The following is a 22,386-nucleotide window of genomic DNA, read 5'->3' as shown; positions in this document are numbered from 1 at the left end:
TTCCGTTTTTATTTGTCAGTAGCGCCCTCTTTTTTAGAGTGCGTTTTTTGTTTTTTCTGGGTAATAACTAAAGGAGAGTAGAAATGGAGAACAAAAATGGGCAAGAATTTCAAAGGAAAATGCAAGCACGTCATTTAGTCATGCTATCACTTGGTGGGGTGATTGGAACTGGCTTATTCTTAAGTTCGGGTTACACTATTCAACAAGCTGGCCCATTTGGAACAGTTCTATCCTATCTGGTTGGTGCGCTAGTGGTTTATCTAGTTATGCTATGTTTAGGAGAACTTTCCGTACATATGCCTGAAACGGGCGCATTTCATAGTTATGCAGTTAAATACATTGGACCGGGTACAGGGTATACAGTAGCCTGGTTGTATTGGTTAACTTGGACTGTTGCTTTAGGTTCTGAATTTACAGCCGCAGGATTACTTATGAAGCGATGGTTTCCATCGATTAATGTTTGGGTATGGAGTGCTCTTTTTGCCATTTTGATCTTTGTATTAAATGTCCTGACTGTTAAATTTTTTGCCGAATCCGAATTTTGGTTTTCAACGATAAAGGTTATAGCTATTGCGATTTTTATTGTTTTAGGAGTAGCGGCAATGCTAGGGTTTCTTCCGATGACTCATTCAAAAGCTGCACCATTCTTTTCTAATTTTACAAGTGGAGGTTTATTTCCCCATGGTGCTACGGCCATTATGATGACCATGCTTGCGGTTAATTTTGCTTTTTCGGGAACAGAATTAATAGGTATTGCAGCTGGAGAAACAGCGAACCCGGAAAAAATGATACCGAAGGCAATTCGAACTACTCTGTGGAGATTAATCATCTTTTTTGTAGGAACGATTGTTGTTTTATCTGCGTTATTGCCTATTTCCGATGCGGGGGTATTAGAGAGCCCTTTTGTTGCAGTTCTAGAACGAATTGGGGTGCCATATTCAGCTGACATAATGAATTTCGTTATCTTAACAGCTATTTTATCTGCGGCAAACTCAGGCCTTTATGCCTCTTCTAGAATGCTTTGGTCGCTTGCTAATAAGAATATGATATCCCCAATTTTTAGGAAAATGACGAAGCAAGGTGTTCCAATCAACGCCGTCATTTTCAGCATGGTGGGTGGAGCTTTGGCTTTGCTCTCGAGTATTGTGGCACCAGATACTGTCTATATCGTACTTGTTTCCATTTCCGGTCTAGCAGTAGTTGTAGTTTGGATGAGTATTAGTGCTTCGCAGTTCCTATTTCGCAGACAATTTTTGAAAGAAGGAAATTCTGAGAAGGACTTGATTTATCGCACACCACTATATCCATTAGTACCAATTGCTTCTTTTATCCTTTGTCTGGCATCGTGTATTGGAATTGCATTCGATCCAACACAGAGAATTGCCTTATATTGCGGCATACCGTTTATTTTGTTTTGCTATGGAAGTTATTATCTAACAAAAAATCTAAAAAAGAGGGGCGTAGATTATGTCGAACAAAATCAACCCAATTGAAGCTATTTTATCCCAACATTCTATTATGATTCTTGACGGAGCATTAGCTACAGAATTGGAGGCGCATGGATGTAATTTGGACGATCCTCTTTGGTCGGCACGAGTGTTACTAGAAAATCCGGAACTAATTTATCAGGTTCACTCAGACTATTTTCGTGCTGGAGCGGACTGTGCCATAACAGCAAGCTATCAAGCTACTATTAGCGGTTTTTCCAAGCGTGGAATACAAGAACAGGAAGCTTTGGAATTAATTAAGAAAACGGTGTTACTTGCAAGAAGGGCAAGAGATGATTTTTGGAAGGAAAATACGCAAACGAATAGGCCTAAACCATTGGTTGTTGCATCAGTTGGGCCGTACGGGGCTTACCTTGCAGATGGTTCAGAGTATGTAGGCAACTATGGTGTGACAGATAAAACATTAGCAGACTTTCACCGTTCGAGAATGTCTGCGTTAATCGAAGCAGGTGCAGATCTATTGGCATTTGAAACGATCCCTTCCCTGCAAGAAGCAAGAGTATTAGATACATTATTGCGTGGGTTTCCAGAAACATATGCGTGGCTTTCCTTTTCGCTAAAAAATGAGAAAGAGATTAGTGAAGGTATGAAACTCGTGGAGTGTGCACGAGCTTTTGAGAAAAGTGAACAAATTGTAGCGATAGGCATCAATTGTGCGCCAGTAACCGTTGTGACTGGTGCAATCCAAGAGTTGAGGACAAACACCAAAAAACCGATTATTGTTTATCCAAACTCTGGTGAAACTTATAATCCAGAAACAAAAACATGGCATGGTCATGAACAATGTAACGCGTTGAATATTCAATCTGAAGAATGGTACCAAGCAGGTGCACGTTTAATAGGTGGATGCTGCAGGACGACACCTTATCACATTGAGGAGATATCGAACAAGTGGCGTTCTTCCGAGTTTTTCTATACAAACGAAGCAAAACAGTAATGTAATGGAAGATAATCTATCTTTGTGTGTATTTTCATGATTTAGCTTGTTCAGGAATCTACAGTTACGTCTAGTGGCACAAAATGTGGATGGTAGCCTTGGGAATCCAGTGGACTTTTGGGTACCTTAGGAATGGAAAGGAATCAGGGAAAATAAAAACCGCTAGTTTAATAGATATGGTAGATAACATGCTGAATCTTTTAATGAAGATGTATTTGATCCAATTTAAGGTGAAGGGAACCATTTATTTGTAATTAAAGTTAACGAAGAGGTTAATTTAGTTATTTAAAAAATAGTTCAATAACTATATGAAAATTTGTTGTGGTATAAATTCTTGTTGTAGTAGTAAATATGGTCATATTGTTGTAAAAAAGGATAGATGTAAACAGGTATACGCTCCTGTTCATCTATCCTTTCCTTTTAATAAAACCATAGGGTTTATTTGGTATGCGTATTATTAAGAGTATGCTTCTATTTTAGGAATGCTTTACCCCACAAAATGAAAGTACACCTTGTTTCCATTCTTAAGTTAATAGATGTGTGGTGCCCCCTGTAAGAATGTAATTGTATTGTAGAAAAATAAAATAGAAGGATTACTTACCTTTGGTAAATATGAGAAATTTACATTTTTATTATTTACGATTATATAATATCAGACCTCAGATATACATTCGCTCAGTTGTACATTAGGATATATAAAAATCACGCAAACTCCAGATGAACTTCACACTCGAATAGAAAATCCGTTATATAATAACTATAGAATTTATTAATGTTACATTAATTTTTATCTATTGAGATATATAAAATATAAAATTTTGATACGGAATACTAGGGTAAATAACTTCTTATAAGAAAGTAATAAAGGAGAATAGCTATGACAAGCACCGTACTGGAATCAAAAAAAACTAATATTACTGAAGAAGATGTTGAAATTTTAAAAATAATGGCGCATCCAATTCGTTTACGTATTGTAAACGAGCTAAGCAAACATAATACTTTTAATGTTTCGCAGCTAACAAAAATTTTAGAGATACCCCAATCATCTGTTTCACAACATTTATCGAAAATGAAGGGTAAAGTACTAAAAGCTGAACGTAAAGGCTTAGAAATTTATTATTCCATTCGTAATAACAAAGCAACTCAAATTGTCGGCATACTTGGATATTAAACCATATATACAATTGCGTAAAGATAGAGTAGTACCTAAAAAGGGTGCTACTCTTTTTGGACTCTATAAATACAACATGACAAATGTTACTTTTCCATAAAAGAACAAGAACAAACTAGGAATTATGTTTTCCTACATCGAATTTAAACGTACATGTCATTCAAAATAGATGCCAGACACCTGGATGTACATAGCTAAAAGCAACTCATCAAACGCTGGAGGGATATAATGCCTTATAAAACGATTCATACCGATTTTCGAAATGACTATACAAATGCTCGAGATGCCTTGTTAAATGAAGGGATTGTTGAAATTGGCCATGTTCAATATGAAAGTCAAAAAGGACTAATCATACGTCCTGCCTACGAAATAGAAGGAGAAATTTATTTTTTCTCGGGAATGAAAGCAGCGGGAGATACGATATACAGTGTACAATTACGCCCTTTTAATGAGCTAAAAGAGGCGGATTACATTCCGTTAGAAGAAAAATCTTGTATAACTGTGTAAATGAGAGAGGTATAGTTATCAGCTAGGAAAAGGAGGGCGAGATGGATCAAGATGATCGGTATTATCTTTTACAAGAACGTGTAAGTTTGCAAACATACTTACACTCCTTAAACCCGAACGTTTCTGACAACTACAACAAAGAACGAAGTATGAACGAGCTGCAAAATCAAAGTCTCATTCGATAACATAAATCAGTTCTTGGTAAAATACTACCTAATCAGTATTTGGAAGGGAAGCAGCATGTATCTTGATGTACTGACCTTAGAAGAATCTCGAACAGTATTAGATACGAAGGTACAAGCTCAGTTGACGATACTTAAACTACACGATATATCAATTTAATTCAGCATACATAAGAAATACATCTAAAAATATCAAATTTCATCTCATATCTCAAAATCCAAGAATACTTTTTATTTTGAGATATGAGACTTTTTATAAATAGATTACTAGAAGTACAGAACCTAGACTGATACGTAGATAAATCTTGTGTTAATCAGAGCATCATTCGGTCCAACATACTGTATTTACTCATATAATATGGAATATCTATATTTGATCAATACTATTCTATTTTTCGTCTCAATAACATAACAGAACTTTTGTTTTTGAGACATAGTATTTTTGTTTTTAATGACTACCTATAATAAAGGTTATGTAAACTAACTAAAAGTAAGTTTATAAAATGAACTTTATATTAGGGATTTTTCAGAGATATACCTTTCCCTACTTTGCTTCTTTACAGTACAAACTCATGCTATATTTTAAATTGATTCAAATTTGAAAGTTCACTAGATTGGAACATTTATTTGAATCCAACTATGCTAAAATTGTAAATGTAAGCGGTCAACCTTTCAGTAAATGCGTAACGAATTGTATTTCAATTTAGTGTTTGATCTTCATTACCCACAAAAAAGCCATTACTAAAGTAAGCGGCTTTTTTGTTTTGAAGTTAATAATTTGAAAAAGATAGAGTTAAAATAAATTAATATCTAACTAATTTAAATGATTATCTATTATTTTATTACTCAGTATTCTCTTTTATTTCATTTTCATATTTTAAAGGCTCATATTTTTATTAAGTTAAATAGAAAATGAGCCTCATCTATATATTTTAAAGCTGTAAATCTAGTTGTTTATGTTTTAGATTTTCTTTAATTAATACAGGTTGTACAAGATTATTATTTTTATCATATACTGAATAAGGTTCTTTAATAAGTACTTTGTTGAGTAACTCTACTGTATCAGATGAATACCTATGTTGAGGCTCGTTGTCTACTACGCTAATATCAAAATGATATCTATTACTATTTTCTTTAATATTAACACCAGTTTGTTGTGCCACAGTTTCTATAAGTTGGTTAGCATAAACCCAATGTGTTAAACCCAGTTGTTTTGCAACAGCAGAAAGCCTAAAAGGAAATTTCAATTTTATTTGTTCAGGGTCAGACATTACTCCAACACCAATAACGGACACATTTCTGGATTCTTCTTCGTAAGTTCTATCTGTTCTTTGAAAACCTAATGCTCTTGCTAATGATTCTTCATCATTAATGTGCTCCATTGTCAAATAATTTACTCTTAATTCCGATATTGATTTACTTTTGACAATATTGTAAATTCTATCTTTAAATTCCCCATAATATTAATAAAGCAAAAGGACTAAATTTTTTTATGCGCTAATGCAATTCTATATTAATTGGTCTTTACCTATTTAAACAGAAAAAATCAAAAATCATAGCTATTTTAAATATATGTATGCCAGTATCGTAGATAATCCACTACCAACTACTGCTCCTATTAACGCTGCAGATAAAGGAAACCAAAACGTCTGCCTAAATTCCTTTTTCTGCTCCCTCTGGTTTTGTATTTTTTCCCTTTGTTCCTTAAGCACTTCATCCCTTTCTCTCTTAAGGATTTTATAATTCTCTGAATTTATCATTGCATTCTTCAAACCTTCATATGATCTAAAGATATCTTGTCTTAAAAACTCCTTATCTTCATCTTTCAATTTAAATTCACTTGAAAGATCTTGTCTACTTGCAGCGTTCTCATTTTTCCCTTTTGTTGCAGGAGTATATAAATAACTAAGCATGATTGAAACAAATGTTTTTCCGATAGTAATATCTTTTGGCTCTTTGGTGTGATTATGAACAGCAATTAAAGATAACCCTAGCCATTGAGGATCTAATGTAGTAGAAATATGTCCTAAGCCTGTTGAAACTTGCGATACTTTAGAATGATAAGTTCCACCAATTCTTCTTGAGACCCAAAAAGATTCCTCAGTATAAATACAAACAGTTTCATTAGCCGGTATTATAATTTTATTATTTATTACAGCTGAATGGCCATCTGAAACCCTCCAAGCATATTTACTCGCTGTTAAATTTATAGAGCTGCCTTTGATATTTTCCAATTTCAAAGGATAAATCATTAAATTTTCACCATCTATAAGCTCATTCTTTATATCAACATCACTTAATAACACATTAGTCCCCCCTAATATATCATACCTAAAATTTACCACAAAATCCCGGTTATTAACAGCGCTTTCATGTCTGGATTTTTATCCTTTTTGTTTTTTCATCAAACTGAGTTTGAAAGTTCACTAGATTGGAACATTTATTTGAATGTAAATATGCTAAAATAGTAATTGTACTGTTAATCTTTCAGCGAATGTATAATGGCTTTTGTTACAATTTAATGTATAGTTGTAAAATAAAAAACCACTACTTTAAGTAGTGGTTTTTTATTTTACAGTTAATACTTTGTAATCGAAAAAATTTCTAAAAATTTAAGATGATTATCTACTATTAAATTGTTCCTTATACTCTTTTAATGCTTCTTTCCAATGTCTTAATGGTTTTAATCCATTCAGGATAATGCAATCTTTGCTTAACACTGAATATTTAGGTCTATTGGCTATTTGCGGGAATTCTTCCGTCGTTAAAGGAATTATATTGATGTCTTTATTAAAGTCTTTAAAAAATTCAACTGCAAACTCATACCATGAACACATTCCTTCGTTTGTCACATGATATAATCCGTATTGATCCGTCTCTATTAACTCTGCAATAAAATTTGCTAAATCTAGTGCATAGGTAGGTGAACCAAACTGGTCAGATACCACGCGGACTTCACCGTATAGATTTGCTATTTTTCTTATCTTAGCGATAAAGTGACCTTCTCCATTTCCAAATATCCACGAAGTTCTAATAATAAAATGATTATTCGTGTATTTTGTTACTAAATGTTCTCCAGCCAATTTTGTTTCTCCATATATATTTAATGGATTAGGACGATCCACAAGATTGTATGGTGTATGCTTTTCACCATTAAACACATAATCCGTACTAATATATACAAATTTACATTTTATTCTTTCTGCAGCTTGAGCAATATACTTGGTACCTAATACATTTACTTCATATGCCAGTCCTTTATTTTTCTCTGCCCCATCTACATTTGTAAATGCTGCACAGTGTACAATTACATCTGGCTTTAAACTATCAAGATAAGAGCTAACTCTTATTTTATTTGTAATATCTAACGTGGTTCGATTCACACCATATAGCTCATGATGTGTTCTGCTGAGAACTTGTATTAAAGTTTGTCCTAGTTGCCCCTCTACTCCCGTTATCAGTATCTTCATTTTAAAATTCCTCGTTTAACTTATGTAATTTTTAACTAATAAAATTCATTCCCACCACGTACGGTTATCTATATACCACTTAATTGTTTGAGTGAGTCCATCATCAAATAGATATTGTGGTTTCCAACCTATTTCTTCTTTCAACTTAGTAGCATCCATGGCGTAACGTCTATCATGTCCTAAGCGATCTGAGATAAATGTAATTTGCGATTGATCTTTATTTAGGAATTTGAGTATTTTTTGTACAATATCTAGATTTGTATATTCATTATCTCCTCCGATATTATAAATGTGCCCATCTGCTCCACCATGCAGAACTAAATCAATAGCTACACAGTGATCCTCTACATGAAGCCAATCTCTTATATGTAATCCATCACCGTATAGAGGAATATTTTTATTATTTAATGCATGAGTTATTGTTAATGGTATTAATTTTTCCGTGAACTGATAGGGACCATAATTATTGGAACAACGAGTTATATTCATAGGTAAACCGAATGTCTCATGATACGCTCGTACCATTAAGTCTGCACTAGCTTTACTTGCACTATAAGGACTATTAGGAGCTATTATTGTATGTTCTGTAAATGCACCCGTTTGAGATAATGTCCCATATACTTCATCTGTAGAAATTTGTACAAACTTTTTCACTTTTGTTTTATATGCTGAGTGTAATAAGGCTTGTGTACCTAATATGTTAGTTTGGACAAATATATGGGGAGTTTTAATACTTCTATCAACGTGAGATTCTGCTGCGAAATTTAATACATAATCAAATTTCTCTTTTTTAAATAACTTATCTATGAATATTTCATTTGAAATATCCCCTTTGATGAATTTATAATTTTGATTTAATGATACTTCCTTTAAATTAGATAAATTTCCTGCATATGTTAATAAATCTACATTTACAATTTGGTATTGAGGATATTTCTTTAACATATACCGAATAAAATTACTACCAATAAATCCTGCCCCACCCGTTATTAATAATTTCAATTAAAATCATCTCCATAAACAAAGTTGATATTAGTATCTTTTAAACTAGGTAGTTTTCTATCTTTTTCTGATAAAATTGGTTGATTAGTTGGCCAAAAAATCCCTATCGTTTCATCATTCCATAGAATTCCGCCTTCATGGTTAGGTGAATAATACTCATCTACTTTATACTGGACAATAGTATTAGGTTCTGTAGTACAAAAACCATGTGCAAACCCTTTAGGAACGGTAAGTAGACGGTTATTATACTCACTTAAAATTGTTCCGAACCATTGCCCATACGTTGGAGAGCCTTTTCGGATATCTACCACTACATCGTAAATAGAACCAGAAATGCAGCTCACTACCTTCATTTGGGCTTTAGGATTCAACTGATAATGCAGCCCACGTATCGTGCCTGTGTGAACAGATAATGATTGATTATCTTGTACAAAGTCTCCCTGTAAATCTAAAAGTTCAAATTTTTTCTTGTTACATGTTTCTATGAAGTAACCACGTTTGTCACTGCATTTATCAAGCTCTATAATAAAAACACCATCTAATGCTGTATGAATTTTACGCATTCTTCTCTCTCCATTCATTTAAATGCTATTGATGGGCAACACTTAGTAAATATCGGCTGTATTGATTTTCCTTTACCGAATTTGCTATTTTTAATAGTTGTTGCTTGGTTATATATTTCTTTTTAAATGCAATTTCTTCTAAACAAGCTACTTTTAAACTCTGTCTTTTCTCAATTGTTTCTATAAATTGTGCTGCTTCTAATAATGATTCGTGTGTACCTGTATCCAGCCATGCATAGCCTCTTCCCAATAATTCAACTTCTAATTCTCCCATTTCAAGATATTCTTTGTTTATATCTGTTATCTCTAATTCCCCACGATTAGATGGTTTAATGTTTTTTGCTATTTCTATCACACGTTTATCATAAAAATACAGACCAGTTACTGCATAGTTTGATTTTGGTTCCTTTGGCTTTTCCATGATATCAATCACATGCTTTTTAGAATCAAACTCTACTACCCCAAAGCGCTCTGGATCATTGACATAATAACCAAAAACTGTAGCTCCCCTAGTCTTCTTAACAGCCTTTTCTAGTAATTCTGTTAGTCCATGACCATAAAAGATATTATCGCCAAGGATTAAAGCTACATTATCATTTCCAATAAACTCCTCAGCTATAATAAATGCTTGTGCTATACCTTCTGGATAAGGCTGAACAGTATATGAAAGGGTAATTCCATATTTTGAACCATCACCTAACATTTGCTCAAATTTATTAATATCTTGTGGCGTTGAAATAATTAGTATCTCTCTTATACCCGCCAACATTAGTACTGATAAAGGATAATAAATCATGGGTTTATCATAGATAGGTAATAATTGCTTTGATACAATTTGGGTAAGGGGGTACAATCTAGTACCGCTCCCACCTGCAAGAATGATACCTTTCATGGCATTGTGCTCCTTCATAGTTTTTCTGATATGCTCAATTAAAAGCTTAAGCTTTAAAAACTATATAGCTTTTTATGCAGGAGACCGATACTTACTTGATAAAAGTGGCCTCCTACATAAATAATTAATTTAAATATTTTCCTATTACAACAGAATTATAATTACCACCATAAGAATATGTACTAATTAAGGCATTGCTCACCGGAGCCTTACGAGGATTTTCTGTGACGAGATCTATTCTTCCTCTATGACTCTTTACATTTTGCGTAGCTGGTATTTCACCATCAAATGCACATATTACACTAATGAGAGAAAGAAGCCCTGCAGTTGCATGAGTTTCCCCAAAGATAGATTTTGTGGCACTAACAGGAGCTCCGTTTCCGAATATACGTTCTATAACTCTCTCTTCAATACGGTCAAAATATTTATGACCATTGGCAGCTGCACAAATATATTCTATCTCTCCTGGAGAAATCATCGCCTCTTTCATTGCTAAACGCATAGATTCCTCCCATGCCTTTCCTAGATGATTTAAGTCCCCTATTTTACTATCATCAGATGTTAACCCAAAACCTTTAATTTCAGCTAAAATATTACCATTTCTTTTTAACGCTGCCTCCTCACTTTCTACAATAAAGGCAACGCTCCCTTCACCAAGTATGGTACCGCTATTATTACAATCAAAAGGACTTATATTCTCAGTTGTTAAGTATCTTTTTATTTTTGAGTGTCCCTCTATTATTGGATTATTTACTTCATCTGCCGTTACCACAATGAATGTGTCATAATCACTAGATTGAATCATGGCATAGGCATAGTATAGTGCACTAATACCAGAAACCCCGCCACATGAAATAGTTGAAGTAGGCCCTTTTATTTTAAAGTTTAATGAAATATGTCCAGCTGCTGCGTTCATAACTGTGTTTGGAAATAATTTAGCATTGGCGGCCTTAACACCCTCTTGGATAATAATTCGGTTAAATGATTCTACCGTTCCAACTGGTCCTGTACCAGTTGCAAAAATAATTCCTATCTTGTCCCTATTATTTTTATCTATCTTTAAGTTCCCGTTTTCTATAGCCATTTTCACTGACAATACTGCATGTTTGCTAATTGAATCCATCTTCCTTAATAAATTAGGATGTATTAGCCTTCGATAGTTTTGTTCTGGTATTTTCCCGGCTTGTATGCACTTAGCATTGTCTTTCCACTGTTTAATCTTTGAGGTACCACTCTTTCCCTTAAACATACAATCTTTAATTTCTTGAAGGTTTGAAGAATTCCCAGCAAGTCCCCCTACACCAGTAATTACGACTTTTTTTTCTTTAATTAGCTTTTCCTTTGCCGCTGATAACTCAAGGTTCTCATTGTACTTACAGAATAAGATACTTGCATTGTTTCCACCGAAAGCAAATGAATTTGATAGTACATAACTCAAATCACTTACCCTACCTATGTTAGGTACAAAATCTAGATTAAACTTTTGACTTTCAACTTCAAAGTTTATAGTTGGAGGTAAATATCCATGTTGAATAGCAAGAATACTTGTTACCGCTTCCGCCGCCCCTGCGGCTCCTAACATATGTCCTATCATTGATTTAGTTGAAGAAACTGGTGTCTTATTTTCAGTAATTAATGTGCGAATTGCTTTTGGCTCTGATACATCATTTGCTGGTGTACCTGTACCATGTCCATTGATATAGCTTACTTCCTTAGCATCTATATTGGCTTTCTTTAAAGCACCTCGCATGGATCTCAAAGCACCTTCCCCGCCCGGATCTGGTGCCGTCTGATGATATGCATCTGAAGATAAATCGTAATCCACTACTTCAGCTAGGATATTTGCACCTCTTTCAACCGCATGATCTAAGGATTCCAAAACAAGAATAGCTGCACCTTCTCCGATTACCACGCCATTACTCTTGCTATAGGGCGAAGGAGGCGTTGGTGCTAGTGCTTGTAAACTATTAAAACCACTCATTGACAATTTAGATAAGGGATCTACACCACCGGTTATCATGATATCTGCTTTGTTATTTCGAATTGTATCTAGCGCAAATCCAATTGAATTTGTACCAGCGGCACATGCATTCGAAATAATCATTTTTGGCCCTTTTATTTTTAAGTCTCGAGTAATATTGTCACAGGGAGTATGGATTGGATACTTAAAAAGTAACGTTCCATCTGCTTTTTCAATTCCATCTTTAATCCACTGATTATGAAATTCTTCCCCGCTCAACATGCCTCCTAAAGATGTGCCTAATGATATTCCAATTCGGTATGGATTAAAGTTTTCTATTTTTAATTTTGCGTTTTCTACCGCTTCTCTTGCCGCCATGACACCTAATTTTCCACAGCGATCCATATCCTTTATTTCATCCTTAAAGAAGTAATCATCTACCTGAAGGTTTTCAATCTCTCCACCATAATCTGTTACCATTTCAGCCATATCGATATTTTGGATTACTTTAATACCAGATTTCCCAGATTTGATATTATCCCAAAATTCTTTTACACTATTTCCGTTTGAACAAATAATTCCCATGCCAGTTACGACGATTCGTTGATTATTCATGTTCATATGCCATCACCTTTACAGTATTTTGATTGACCATGATTTAGGTAGAATATATGGTGAGGACTGAGTATGTGCCTCATATAAAGCATTTTCTTTATTTTTCACATAAAATCCAATTCCTGAAACAGCAAATGGTTCCTCTAATAAAGCAATCCCGAGTCTCATGTTTAATACAGGACTTTCTTTAAGTTCAATAACTTTACCAATTAATTGTTCTTCTATAAAAATCTCATCATTAACTGTAATTTGACTCTCTATTCCTGTCGTGAATCCCAAAATTCTTTTATTAACTCCAGCTTCCGATTGCTGTTCTAAGGATTCTCTACCATAAAATTCATCTTTATAAAAATCAATAAACCATTCTAAACTAGCTTCGAAAATATTTAGTTCTTCTAAATGTTTAAATTCAAAATATGGATGTCGAATTTCTAACATTAACGTCTCTAATGTTTCCCAATCCACTTTTTTTAAGTTAATATCGTCATCTTTAAAAGAATTTATGGTTTCAACCACTATTGGTTCCAAGTATTTTTCAAACAATAATTGATAACCATACTCTGCTGTTACACCTGTTCTTGCCAATAGAATTTCCTTTCCAAATAATTGATTTAACACAAATGATTGAAATGGTAGTGATGATATTTCGAAATCTAAAAATTGTTGAGCTAATCTCCATGCATAAGGGCCTTCAAATCCAAGGAGAGAATGTGTTTGACTTATATCTATAATCTCAATGCCGTTCGTCTTTTGATCTTCTAACCAAGCTAGTACAGTGTCCTTTTTATGCGGTGTAGTAATAACTGTAATAGAATCCTCATTTTTAAATAGATTAATTAAATCGATTACAGTCCCATCTTCTTGTAACAATAAGGTAAAGAGTGTAGTTTCTTCTTCCATAAACATAATATCTTTCGTAACTAAACGATCTAGGAACTCTACATGGTCCTCCCCTTTTACAACAATTCTTCCTGTTGCTGATAAATCTATTACACCAATTCCGTTACGTACTGCATCATATGCTTCATTAGTTTCTTCTTGTACATTAATTTGATTACTCATGATTAAGCGCCCCCAATTCTCTCTTTATCACATCTTTAATTGTCGGTAGATTACATACATTATTTATATACAGTTGTTGCATTTTCTTTAATTTATCAATCTCCGTTTTGCTATACAGCATATTAAATATGGTTTGACTAGTTTCTTTTAAATCAAACATTTCACAAGTATGCACACATTTAAAATAATCATTTTGCTCCATCAATGGTGCTAATTCTTTATGCCATCCATTTGGAAATACAAGAAATGGATAAAGTCCATTAGGTATTATATAATTCCATTTTTCTATAATGCTTCTTAAGGTAGGATTATGGCTATCTCTTTGAGTCTTTAATTCTTCATATTCCATATGGTTTACCAGACTAATTACAGGTATTTTTCCAAATACCGCTTTTCCCATTGAGCAGGATGTAATATTATCAGTGATAAATAAATCACATGATAATATTAGTTGCTCATATTCTTCCAAATGAAGAAATGGTAGTGAAACAAATTCTATTTTTCCTCCATTTTTCATAGAAACAAATTTGGTCTCATCTGAAACCCCAATTAATTTAATACATGTATCGCTTGGAAAGTCCTGAAGATATAGGCTTAATAGTTCTTGTAATATATATTCATAACTAAACCTTGCATCATTGTACTGTTTCTTCTCCATGAGCCTCATTTTTACTAATAGGTTGGCCCATGATGATTTCGCAATCATAATTAATTTATCTTGTTCCCTACAACCTAGTTGTGTTCTTATTTTCATTCTTATTTCTTCATCTATTTGTAAAGCCTCTTTATATAATTTGACAGAAATAATATTCTCACTATCTTGTTTATAACTATTCACTGGACATGTTCTAATTAGCTTAAATTGAGAAGGGATTTTAGGTAGTTCTATCAATGACCTTTTTTTTAAGCTATTGTAATTCGCATTTTTAAAAAGTTTATTTTCTAATAATCGATCCTCACTACCCCAAGCTAAAGAATCAATAGAGAAACAAGGTATGTGGAGGTTTAATAGATAATCAAGATCAATAATTGGAGACTCTAAAAACAAATTATGGTAATCAGCTAGAACAATAGCATCAGGCTGAAATGAATTATTGATTTGTTTAATAACCTCTTTTTGTCTTAGCCCCTTTGTTAGCGATGTAACATTGGCTACAGATTTACTGGCATACCATGAGAATTTTTCGCTTGTTAAAAAATAAACTTCCCCATCTTTTTGAATTTGTTTAGCTAGACATAAGGCATTATGCAACTCACCAATGCTAAAATGACTAGGTGCAATAAACAATACTTTCATGTCTTATTCCCCTCTACTAAAATTTGCGAAAAGTATTCACTATCAAGTAAAGTTTCTCCAACTGCAATATTAAAGCGAATATCTCCATCATTAAATTCATTCTGATTACCATATATTCCGATTTGTATCCCTTTTTTGGGCCATTCGTATATAAAACATTTTGTACTATGTGATAATGCTAAAATAGATACAAATAACCCATTAGATAATTCGAGAATTACCTTATTATCTAAATAAATCTTTCTTTGTTTGCCATTTGGTATTAATGTGTTTTGCTCTCCATTCTGCCAATAATACATCTTTTTAATTTTTGTTTTTCCTTTTTTCTCCCAGAATAAGTGAAAGACACTAGTTTTCATTTTATCTTTCTGTAGACTTTTCAATTGTATTTGTAAGACAGGTAGATCATATACAGTTGTATATTCAACTTTCCACTCATCAGATTGACAGAAAATCCGATTAATAAATTCCTTATATGTATTTTCCGTCGCTACTACTGATTGATTACTTTTATTGAGATATATTGAATTAATGCTCAAATCTTTCCTACAATCTGGAGTATAAGAATTAGCTGTTGGTATCATTACACCGGGTAAAAAATTATAAGAACTTAATACTGAGTTTTCTTTTAAAATCTCTTTATCTTTATACATAAATTCTGTTATTTTACTACTTTGGTTTACTTTAATCTTTAAATTTAGTACATTATTTTGAACTAGATATTCTTGTTTTTTTTCGCTATATGTTAATTTATTTCTTCCTTTAAGGAATAGATATATTTTTTTAGTTATCGCATTTCTATTTAATTCATCTTGATACGTGAGTACGGCATAATGTGCTTTTGACCAATTGACCTTTCCACTAAATTCAAAATTAAAATTGCTTATAGATTCTATGTCTTGTATAAACAATTGTTGTTCGTAAGATGTCTGAGGGAAAAACAATGTTAATTTCCCCTTTAATACGGAAGAAAATAAGTTTTTTAGACTTCCATGAATATGAAATTCCCCGTTTTCATCTATAATATGAAATTGGTCAGTCTCAATTGAGTACGGAATCTTATTAGATATAAATTTGGATGTATGATTAGTAATATCGTTATAGATTTCTTCCACTTCATCTTTGCTATCACGAGAACATAAAGTATAATAGTGCGTTTTTGTTATACATTTTTCTTTATCATTCCGTTTAAATATTACCGCTGGCATCCATCTTAATCCAAATAGGATACGCTCTATATTTCCTTTCCATATGAATCCAATATTAATATTTTGCGATTCAAACAATGTATAATTTCGCTCATACATGTTTGGATGACTAGGTAGATCGAATTGATTTACAAATTCATAGTCATGTAGTGCATATGGATACTCACCATATACCATAGGTTTAGAAACTAACCCACTTTTTAGTGGTACCGTCATCTTCGCATCATATAACATGCACCAAGGATATATCTTTAAATATTTTCCTTCCTGTGCGAAATCATTTATTTGAACTATCTTATCTGACAAAAAACAAATGCTTCTCTTTAATCTTGTGGCCTCATGAATAATTTCAAAACATGAATCAGATTTTATTTCCCATGACAGCTCATTTAATTTCGGTTCTTTTACTGCATTTAAAAATGGATAGTCTAAATCTGGCCATGCTTCTTTTACCAATAATTGCTGCTTTCTAAGGTCATATATATATAAACAACCAGTACTTTTACTTATTTGTACAGTTATATACAGATTTTCTAGAACTAAGTATCCTTTTGTTTCATAAACATGATTTTTCCCATGCGCATGAATCGGAATTATTTCCTTTAATTCCCCAATATTCTTATTTTGATGACTAACAGCCGAAAGTGTCATATTAGTGATACCAATTTTTTTAGGATTCAATACAATAGGATGATCCTTTATTTCACCCGGCTCTATGATACAGATTTGGTGTTTTTCTAGCGGTTTAAAATCTAGTATTTTCGAGTTTCCTTGTTGAATAAGTAGTTTGTAAATTAATCTATCTAAAGAATTATTTTTTACATTAACGATGCATGCAGATTCTTTTCCATTAATTAACTTAGGATAATTAGCAACATTTATTTCTAACGGATTTGCTATGGTTACTCCAAAATGAACAGTTAGTTCTAGTTCTTTTGTTTTTAACTTAGTAACAAGTTCTCCCTCAATTTCCTTAGTTACTGTTATAACTTCTTCCCACTCGTACTTTTTATTTGGGTAAAAAGTTTTCTTTAAATCAATTAAGTAATCTTCCCCTATCCTCGATGTAATACTAGCTTCAATGGGATTTGGAAAATGGTTTTCATATACATAACAGATGCGAATCTTTTCTCCAACAATTAAATTGTTTCCTTCTAAAATATAACTAGTAAATCGTACTTGTTCTGTTTCTACCTCAGTAATTTTTTCACTTTTTATATCAACCCAACAATTCACATCTTTTGCTCCAAGATTAATAGCATACTTTACAACTTCAATTCCATTTCTTGTTATGGCGTTACTCTGAATAGAACGTAGGGATTTCAATCCCCTAACTGTTTTCCAGCCTCTAGATAGCCATATATCTTGGTCACTTTTTGAAATAATTGGTTCAAATGCATTTAATAGATAAGTAATAACATAAGGTAAATAACTTCTTAAATTTAAGTAGCCATCATAGTCTATATACGACCTACTTGTTTGATATAACCCCACTCTTTTATAGAGAGCCATGGCTACTTTATCTTCCGGATTCACTTCTGTATCAATATACTTAATATCTTGTTGGATAAGATTTTTAATCGCATAAGCAAATAATTTATCTGGTATATTTCCCGAACGAAATTCTGGGTGAATTAAAAAGAATCCTGCCCAGGTTCCATCTGGAGTTGATGCTCTTTGACCTGATAAACTAGAAAATAATAAGCTGGCTATAATTTCATTTTCATATTCAGCAATTAAATATAGCTGTATCTTCCGCTCTCGAAATAATTGCTTAATATCTTGCTTATTTAAGGGATACCCATATTTAATGGGACCATATTGATATTTGTTATAAAAGTGGGCTAACTTCTCACTATCTGCCTCTGTACACTCACGAACTTGAACATCCATACCATGAATCATATTTCCTCAACTCTTTTAGAAACTTGAATACTGCCAGTAGCAACTTTCTTTTTATCTACATAAGCCGAGATTTCCACTTGTGAGATTAATCCAAGAGACCTTCCAATTTGGACATGTAATTCTAGCTGGTCTCCTGGTACTACAGGTTTTAAAAATTTCATATTACGTACAGAAACTAAATAACCCACATATGAACTCGGATCTACTTTAGGTGAACATGCACCATGTGCATCTATTTTTGCTAGTTCCCCTGTAACATAAACAACAGCAGTCATTTGTGCCAAAGCTTCAATAATTAACACTCCAGGCATAATTGATTCATTTGGAAAGTGCCCTTCAAAAAAAGGTTCACTTACTGTTACATTTTTAATACCAATTCCACTCTTTCCTGGCTCAAGTTGAATAACTTTATCTAAGAAAAGGAATGGCCATTTATGCGGTAAGATATTTCGGATTTGATCTGCATTTAATATCGGTTTCACTGCACATCATCCTCCCTATTTTCTTCAATAAAATCGGCAATTTTATTAATAGAACCCAGTACTGCCATATTTTCGTCATATACCGCAACGCCAAATTCCTCTTCAATTGCCAGAAATAGCTCTAATGCATCCAAGGAGTCAACCCCTAAGCCTCTTCCGAATAATGGCTGATCATCAGTAATGAAATGCGGTTCGATTTCTAAATCTAATCTCTCAGTAATAATTTCTTTAATTCTAGTAGTTAATTGTTTTCTTTTTTCAGCAATAATTCTTGTTTCTACATACGTAAACATCTGTTTTCCCCTTTTCCTTGTTTAACTCAAAATTCGCCATTAAATCCTCTATTGTTTAGCCATTAACTAATCCACCATCCACCGTAAAAACTTTCCCGGTTATATAACTTGCATAGTTAGAGGATAAAAATGTTGTTAAATGTGCTACCTCTTTAGGATCCCCAATTCTGCCAAGCGGCACTAGCTCTAACATCCTTTTTAATGTCTGTTGATCCATTCCTTTTGTCATATCTGTTTGTATAAAACCAGGTGCAACAGCATTAACCCTAATCCCGTATTCCCCACCTTCTAATGCTAAAGTTTTGGTTAAGGAAATAACCCCACCCTTTGAGGCAGAGTAATTACATTGACCTCTTGCACCCGTTATTCCACTTGTCGACGTAATATTTACAATAGAACCTCTTTTCTGTCTCATCATTATTCTTAATGCTTGTCGGCAACAAAGAAATGTTCCTTTTAAATTTAAATCAACCACATGATCCCACTTTTCCTCGCTCATCATTGCAGCAAATCCATCATTTATAACTCCTGCATTATTTACTAAAATATCTATTCTTTTTTCCTTTGAGCGTATGTGTTGAAACAATTTATGAATAGAGTCTTCATTTGTAATATCAACATGCATAGGAAACGCTTTTCCACCTTTTTCCTCTATAGTATCTGCTATTTCATTTGCTGATTTTTGATTACTTTGAAACGTAAAGTAAACAGTTAAGCCCTGTTTGGCTAGGTCCATTGTTATTGATTTACCAATGCCTCGTGATCCTCCGATAACTAATGCCACTTCGTTTCCATTAAACATAGACCCGTTCCCCCTTAAATTCTTTCTCTATTGTAGTAAGGCTTCTTTTTAAATACATCGGTGTTTCTGTAGAGGATACAGATATGTTCTGCTTAAAGGAGCGACATAACTTGGTTAAAGTATTTCCGGGACCTACTTCTATAAAGTGTTTCGTACCATTATTCAATAAAGTGTAGATAGTGTCTTGCCACATAACTGGATCTACGCATTGTCTTTCTATATCTTGTAAAATATTGATTCTATCTGTATTTGGTTTTCCTGAACAGTTTAAAACAATTGGTATTTGAGTATTTTTTAACGAAAATAAATTTAAATACTCCTTAAACTCAAGAACCATTTCTCCCATTAAACGTGAGTGAAATGCATGACTAGTTGAGAGTATTTTAGTTTTTATACCATTTTTTTGATTTAGTACCTTTTGAAATTTAAGAATGCTCTTACTCTCGCCAGAAAATACAACCTGTGTAGGGGAATTATAGGCAGCAATATCAATTTCATATTGTTTAGATTCCTCTACAACTTCAAATAATGTTTGATATGTGTTTGACACAATTCCTAACATACACCCATCTTGCTTTACATTACTCATCAGCTGACCACGCTTCCGTACAATGGATAATGCATCCGAAAATTGTAAAGATCCTGCTTCTACCAGTGCAGAGAATTGTCCTAAGCTATGACCCGCCACTTTAGATGGCTTTATACCGTACAAATGTAAAATTCGTGATATCCCTGTGCTTACCGTAAGAATAGCTGGTTGTGTAACACTGGTTTCTATTAATTTTTCACTTGGCCCATATAAACATAGTTGCTTTAAATCAAATCCTAGCGTATCATTTGCTTCCTCAAATAATGGGACAAATATGTTTGGGTATTTATCTAAATACCCTTTACACATCCCTACAGATTGAGACCCTTGTCCTGGAAAAATAAATGTAATCATATGACACCCCCGCTATTTTCAAATTGAATCTTTTCTAAAATTTCTTCTGGTAATCTACTGATTAATTGATTATTCGACCGTGTTAAAACATGTTTCGAAAATCCTTCCGCTAACAAAACTCGGCATCTCTTGCGGAATAATTTATAAACAAATTCTATATAAACTTTACTTTCATTCTTAAGATAGGTTTCTACAATTAAGTCATCTTGAAATTGAGCTGATTTTTTATAGGTACATCCTATATCGATTATTGGAAAATATAATTTTTCCTGTTTTAAATATCGGTTTATTCCAGTCATATCCAGTATTTTAAACCTACCCAGCTCAAACCAGTGAAAATAATGAGAATGGTGAGCAATTCCCATGGGATCGCATTCCCCAAAACGAACATTTACCTCATTTTTTACTATGTACACTTATTTCACCTACTTTTCATAAGAACGTCGAAATTTTTGTATGGCGATTGTTAAAAATAAAATTCCCATGCCAATTAATGCAGCTGATGGAATAAGCACAGAGGAGAACTCCTTGTTATATACTAATAAATCGTTAAACCCTCCCATTGCCCAGGCTGTAATCGTAATATGTGCTATGTTTTGCATCCATTCCGGCTCTATATAGAGTGGCCACCAAGACCCACCTAAAGCAGACATAGTTAACACGATTAAAATAGAAATACCATTTGCTTGTGATCTTGTTTGACATATAGAAGCTAGTAAAATTGCCAAGCTTGAAGCTGCAAATGCAGTACATATCACTAGTAACATAATTCCTAATACACTTTTTCCAAGCCACATTCCAAATACAAAATGTCCTACGCTAAAAAGGACTGCACATTGAACAATTGCTGTTATAAAGCATGAGAGCATTTTTCCAAAAATAATTGATAATGTATTAATAGGTAAAGTAAGGATTTTTCTTAACGTTCCATTCTCTCTCTCTTCTACTAATGCACCTGCAGCTGCAGCAGTACCTAAGAGTACAAACATTACAGCATATCCTGGTACATTAGATTCAAATGGAGTAGGTTTATGTTCATTATCTGATGCTAATTCTTTAAACTCCACTTTCACATTTACTTCCATTTGGGCAGAGGCTTGTTTTACAATCTCTTTAGTCATATCTCTTTGTATTTCTGACACAATTTGAGTTACAGCATTTGAAACAACACTTGGAATAATACGATCAACCTTATCTTCTATGATGATGACTTTAGCCTCTGTCCCTGAATATACATTTTGTGTAAAATCCTTAGGGATAACGATTGCCGCTTTTTTAGTTTGAACTTCCTTTTTCGCCTGTTCTTCTGTATAGGCTTTCTTTTTACCATTTAATTCATAAGTTTCTTCTAGCTCAAGAGCAGGTATTTTTTTTAACTCTTCAATAACCCTTTTAGATAGTTCTCCATTATCATTTACTACTATAGGAATCTTGAATTTTTCTGTCTTACTATCAAATACATTGGATAATGCAAAACTAGCAACTGCTATTACTATAATGGGTGTAATAAATAAATAGATTAGACCAGGAATATCCTTTAAAAGAATAAGCAGATCTTTCTTTGCTATATACCAAGATTTCATGTTT

General features: G+C 33.2%; 21 protein-coding genes. 5 read left to right on the top strand and 16 right to left on the bottom strand.

All coding sequences use genetic code 11. From position 1 onward, the window contains the following. Window positions 1–83: 83 nt before the first annotated feature. The 5 genes from mmuP to MRP26_RS27725 all read left to right on the top strand — a co-directional run bounded on the left by mmuP (window position 84) and on the right by MRP26_RS27725 (window position 4,308). Window positions 84–1,493, top strand: a complete 1,410-nt coding sequence (gene mmuP, locus MRP26_RS27745; protein ID WP_242807262.1) for an S-methylmethionine permease — start codon at window positions 84–86, stop codon at window positions 1,491–1,493. Then, entirely contained in the window at window positions 1,468–2,445 is a 978-nt protein-coding gene (gene mmuM, locus MRP26_RS27740; protein WP_242807261.1) for a homocysteine S-methyltransferase, read from the top strand. Before mmuP ends, mmuM begins: the two co-directional genes overlap by 26 nt. 877 nt (window positions 2,446–3,322) lie before the next feature. Beyond that, entirely contained in the window at window positions 3,323–3,616 is a 294-nt protein-coding gene (locus MRP26_RS27735) for an ArsR/SmtB family transcription factor (RefSeq protein ID WP_000204906.1), read from the top strand. 228 nt (window positions 3,617–3,844) lie between these two features. Beyond that, complete coding sequence (locus MRP26_RS27730; protein WP_242807260.1) at window positions 3,845–4,123, top strand: hypothetical protein; 279 nt, start codon at window positions 3,845–3,847, stop codon at window positions 4,121–4,123. A gap of 41 nt (window positions 4,124–4,164) precedes the next feature. After that, window positions 4,165–4,308, top strand: a complete 144-nt coding sequence (locus MRP26_RS27725; RefSeq protein ID WP_242807259.1) for a hypothetical protein — start codon at window positions 4,165–4,167, stop codon at window positions 4,306–4,308. A gap of 929 nt (window positions 4,309–5,237) precedes the next feature. On the opposite strand, the gene MRP26_RS27720 is transcribed toward MRP26_RS27725, so the two are convergent. The 16 genes from MRP26_RS27720 to MRP26_RS27645 form a co-directional block, all read right to left on the bottom strand. Next, window positions 5,238–5,693 carry a hypothetical protein gene (locus MRP26_RS27720; RefSeq protein WP_242807258.1) on the bottom strand — a complete coding sequence of 152 codons (456 nt, stop codon included), beginning with the start codon at window positions 5,691–5,693 and terminating at the stop codon, window positions 5,238–5,240. 171 nt (window positions 5,694–5,864) lie between these two features. Further along, window positions 5,865–6,611: a hypothetical protein gene (locus MRP26_RS27715; RefSeq protein ID WP_242807257.1), complete on the bottom strand. Its 747-nt coding sequence runs from the start codon at window positions 6,609–6,611 to the stop codon at window positions 5,865–5,867. Window positions 6,612–6,926: 315 nt separating this feature from the next. Further along, window positions 6,927–7,775, bottom strand: coding sequence for a dTDP-4-dehydrorhamnose reductase (rfbD, locus tag MRP26_RS27710; protein WP_242807255.1), 849 nt, complete (start codon window positions 7,773–7,775; stop codon window positions 6,927–6,929). 45 nt (window positions 7,776–7,820) lie between these two features. Next, window positions 7,821–8,777: a dTDP-glucose 4,6-dehydratase gene (rfbB, locus tag MRP26_RS27705; RefSeq protein WP_242807253.1), complete on the bottom strand. Its 957-nt coding sequence runs from the start codon at window positions 8,775–8,777 to the stop codon at window positions 7,821–7,823. Beyond that, window positions 8,774–9,340 (bottom strand): dTDP-4-dehydrorhamnose 3,5-epimerase, encoded by a 567-nt coding sequence (gene rfbC / locus MRP26_RS27700; protein ID WP_087965097.1) that lies wholly within the window; start codon window positions 9,338–9,340, stop codon window positions 8,774–8,776. Before rfbC ends, rfbB begins: the two co-directional genes overlap by 4 nt. Before the next feature lie 25 nt (window positions 9,341–9,365). After that, on the bottom strand, window positions 9,366–10,232 hold the full coding sequence (gene rfbA, locus MRP26_RS27695) for a glucose-1-phosphate thymidylyltransferase RfbA (protein WP_098210630.1): 867 nt from the start codon (window positions 10,230–10,232) through the stop codon (window positions 9,366–9,368). A gap of 124 nt (window positions 10,233–10,356) precedes the next feature. Next, entirely contained in the window at window positions 10,357–12,813 is a 2,457-nt protein-coding gene (locus tag MRP26_RS27690) for a beta-ketoacyl-[acyl-carrier-protein] synthase family protein (RefSeq protein WP_242807251.1), read from the bottom strand. Between the two features lie 12 nt (window positions 12,814–12,825). Further along, entirely contained in the window at window positions 12,826–13,869 is a 1,044-nt protein-coding gene (locus MRP26_RS27685; protein ID WP_242807249.1) for an aminomethyl transferase family protein, read from the bottom strand. Then, window positions 13,862–15,166, bottom strand: coding sequence for a DUF6365 family protein (locus MRP26_RS27680; RefSeq protein ID WP_242807247.1), 1,305 nt, complete (start codon window positions 15,164–15,166; stop codon window positions 13,862–13,864). Before MRP26_RS27680 ends, MRP26_RS27685 begins: the two co-directional genes overlap by 8 nt. After that, complete coding sequence (locus tag MRP26_RS27675; RefSeq protein ID WP_242807245.1) at window positions 15,163–18,279, bottom strand: GNAT family N-acetyltransferase; 3,117 nt, start codon at window positions 18,277–18,279, stop codon at window positions 15,163–15,165. The genes MRP26_RS27680 and MRP26_RS27675 overlap by 4 nt, the downstream gene beginning before the upstream one ends. Then, window positions 18,276–18,761, bottom strand: a complete 486-nt coding sequence (gene fabZ, locus MRP26_RS27670) for a 3-hydroxyacyl-ACP dehydratase FabZ (protein ID WP_242807243.1) — start codon at window positions 18,759–18,761, stop codon at window positions 18,276–18,278. The genes MRP26_RS27675 and fabZ overlap by 4 nt, the downstream gene beginning before the upstream one ends. Next, window positions 18,758–19,054, bottom strand: coding sequence for an acyl carrier protein (locus tag MRP26_RS27665; protein ID WP_061660225.1), 297 nt, complete (start codon window positions 19,052–19,054; stop codon window positions 18,758–18,760). Before MRP26_RS27665 ends, fabZ begins: the two co-directional genes overlap by 4 nt. Window positions 19,055–19,109: 55 nt before the next feature. Beyond that, a complete protein-coding gene (gene fabG, locus MRP26_RS27660; RefSeq protein ID WP_205190565.1) occupies window positions 19,110–19,856 on the bottom strand; it encodes a 3-oxoacyl-[acyl-carrier-protein] reductase in 747 nt (248 codons plus the stop codon). Continuing rightward, window positions 19,849–20,799 (bottom strand): ACP S-malonyltransferase, encoded by a 951-nt coding sequence (locus MRP26_RS27655; RefSeq protein WP_242807241.1) that lies wholly within the window; start codon window positions 20,797–20,799, stop codon window positions 19,849–19,851. Before MRP26_RS27655 ends, fabG begins: the two co-directional genes overlap by 8 nt. After that, complete coding sequence (locus MRP26_RS27650; protein ID WP_242807239.1) at window positions 20,796–21,215, bottom strand: acyl-CoA thioesterase; 420 nt, start codon at window positions 21,213–21,215, stop codon at window positions 20,796–20,798. Before MRP26_RS27650 ends, MRP26_RS27655 begins: the two co-directional genes overlap by 4 nt. Before the next feature lie 9 nt (window positions 21,216–21,224). Then, complete coding sequence (locus MRP26_RS27645) at window positions 21,225–22,382, bottom strand: ABC transporter permease (RefSeq protein ID WP_221826626.1); 1,158 nt, start codon at window positions 22,380–22,382, stop codon at window positions 21,225–21,227. Window positions 22,383–22,386: the final 4 nt, after the last annotated feature.

Source organism: Bacillus sp. CCB-MMP212 (assembly GCF_022748145.1).
In the GTDB taxonomy this organism is placed as follows: Bacteria; Bacillota; Bacilli; order Bacillales; family Bacillaceae_G; genus Bacillus_A; species Bacillus_A cereus.
Note: the sequence above shows the minus strand (reverse complement) of the source record. Positions and strands in the feature narration are given on the sequence as shown.

Coding starts and splice junctions, on each gene's coding strand:
- mmuP (WP_242807262.1), top strand. CDS start 84: ATGGAGAACAAAAATGGGCAAGAATTTCAAAGGAAAATGCAAGCACGT.
- mmuM (WP_242807261.1), top strand. CDS start 1,468: ATGTCGAACAAAATCAACCCAATTGAAGCTATTTTATCCCAACATTCT.
- MRP26_RS27735 (WP_000204906.1), top strand. CDS start 3,323: ATGACAAGCACCGTACTGGAATCAAAAAAAACTAATATTACTGAAGAA.
- MRP26_RS27730 (WP_242807260.1), top strand. CDS start 3,845: ATGCCTTATAAAACGATTCATACCGATTTTCGAAATGACTATACAAAT.
- MRP26_RS27725 (WP_242807259.1), top strand. CDS start 4,165: ATGGATCAAGATGATCGGTATTATCTTTTACAAGAACGTGTAAGTTTG.
- rfbD (WP_242807255.1), bottom strand. CDS start 7,775: ATGAAGATACTGATAACGGGAGTAGAGGGGCAACTAGGACAAACTTTA.
- rfbC (WP_087965097.1), bottom strand. CDS start 9,340: ATGCGTAAAATTCATACAGCATTAGATGGTGTTTTTATTATAGAGCTT.
- rfbA (WP_098210630.1), bottom strand. CDS start 10,232: ATGAAAGGTATCATTCTTGCAGGTGGGAGCGGTACTAGATTGTACCCC.
- MRP26_RS27690 (WP_242807251.1), bottom strand. CDS start 12,813: ATGAACATGAATAATCAACGAATCGTCGTAACTGGCATGGGAATTATT.
- MRP26_RS27685 (WP_242807249.1), bottom strand. CDS start 13,869: ATGAGTAATCAAATTAATGTACAAGAAGAAACTAATGAAGCATATGAT.
- MRP26_RS27680 (WP_242807247.1), bottom strand. CDS start 15,166: ATGAAAGTATTGTTTATTGCACCTAGTCATTTTAGCATTGGTGAGTTG.
- MRP26_RS27675 (WP_242807245.1), bottom strand. CDS start 18,279: ATGATTCATGGTATGGATGTTCAAGTTCGTGAGTGTACAGAGGCAGAT.
- MRP26_RS27665 (WP_061660225.1), bottom strand. CDS start 19,054: ATGTTTACGTATGTAGAAACAAGAATTATTGCTGAAAAAAGAAAACAA.
- fabG (WP_205190565.1), bottom strand. CDS start 19,856: ATGTTTAATGGAAACGAAGTGGCATTAGTTATCGGAGGATCACGAGGC.
- MRP26_RS27655 (WP_242807241.1), bottom strand. CDS start 20,799: ATGATTACATTTATTTTTCCAGGACAAGGGTCTCAATCTGTAGGGATG.
- MRP26_RS27645 (WP_221826626.1), bottom strand. CDS start 22,382: ATGAAATCTTGGTATATAGCAAAGAAAGATCTGCTTATTCTTTTAAAG.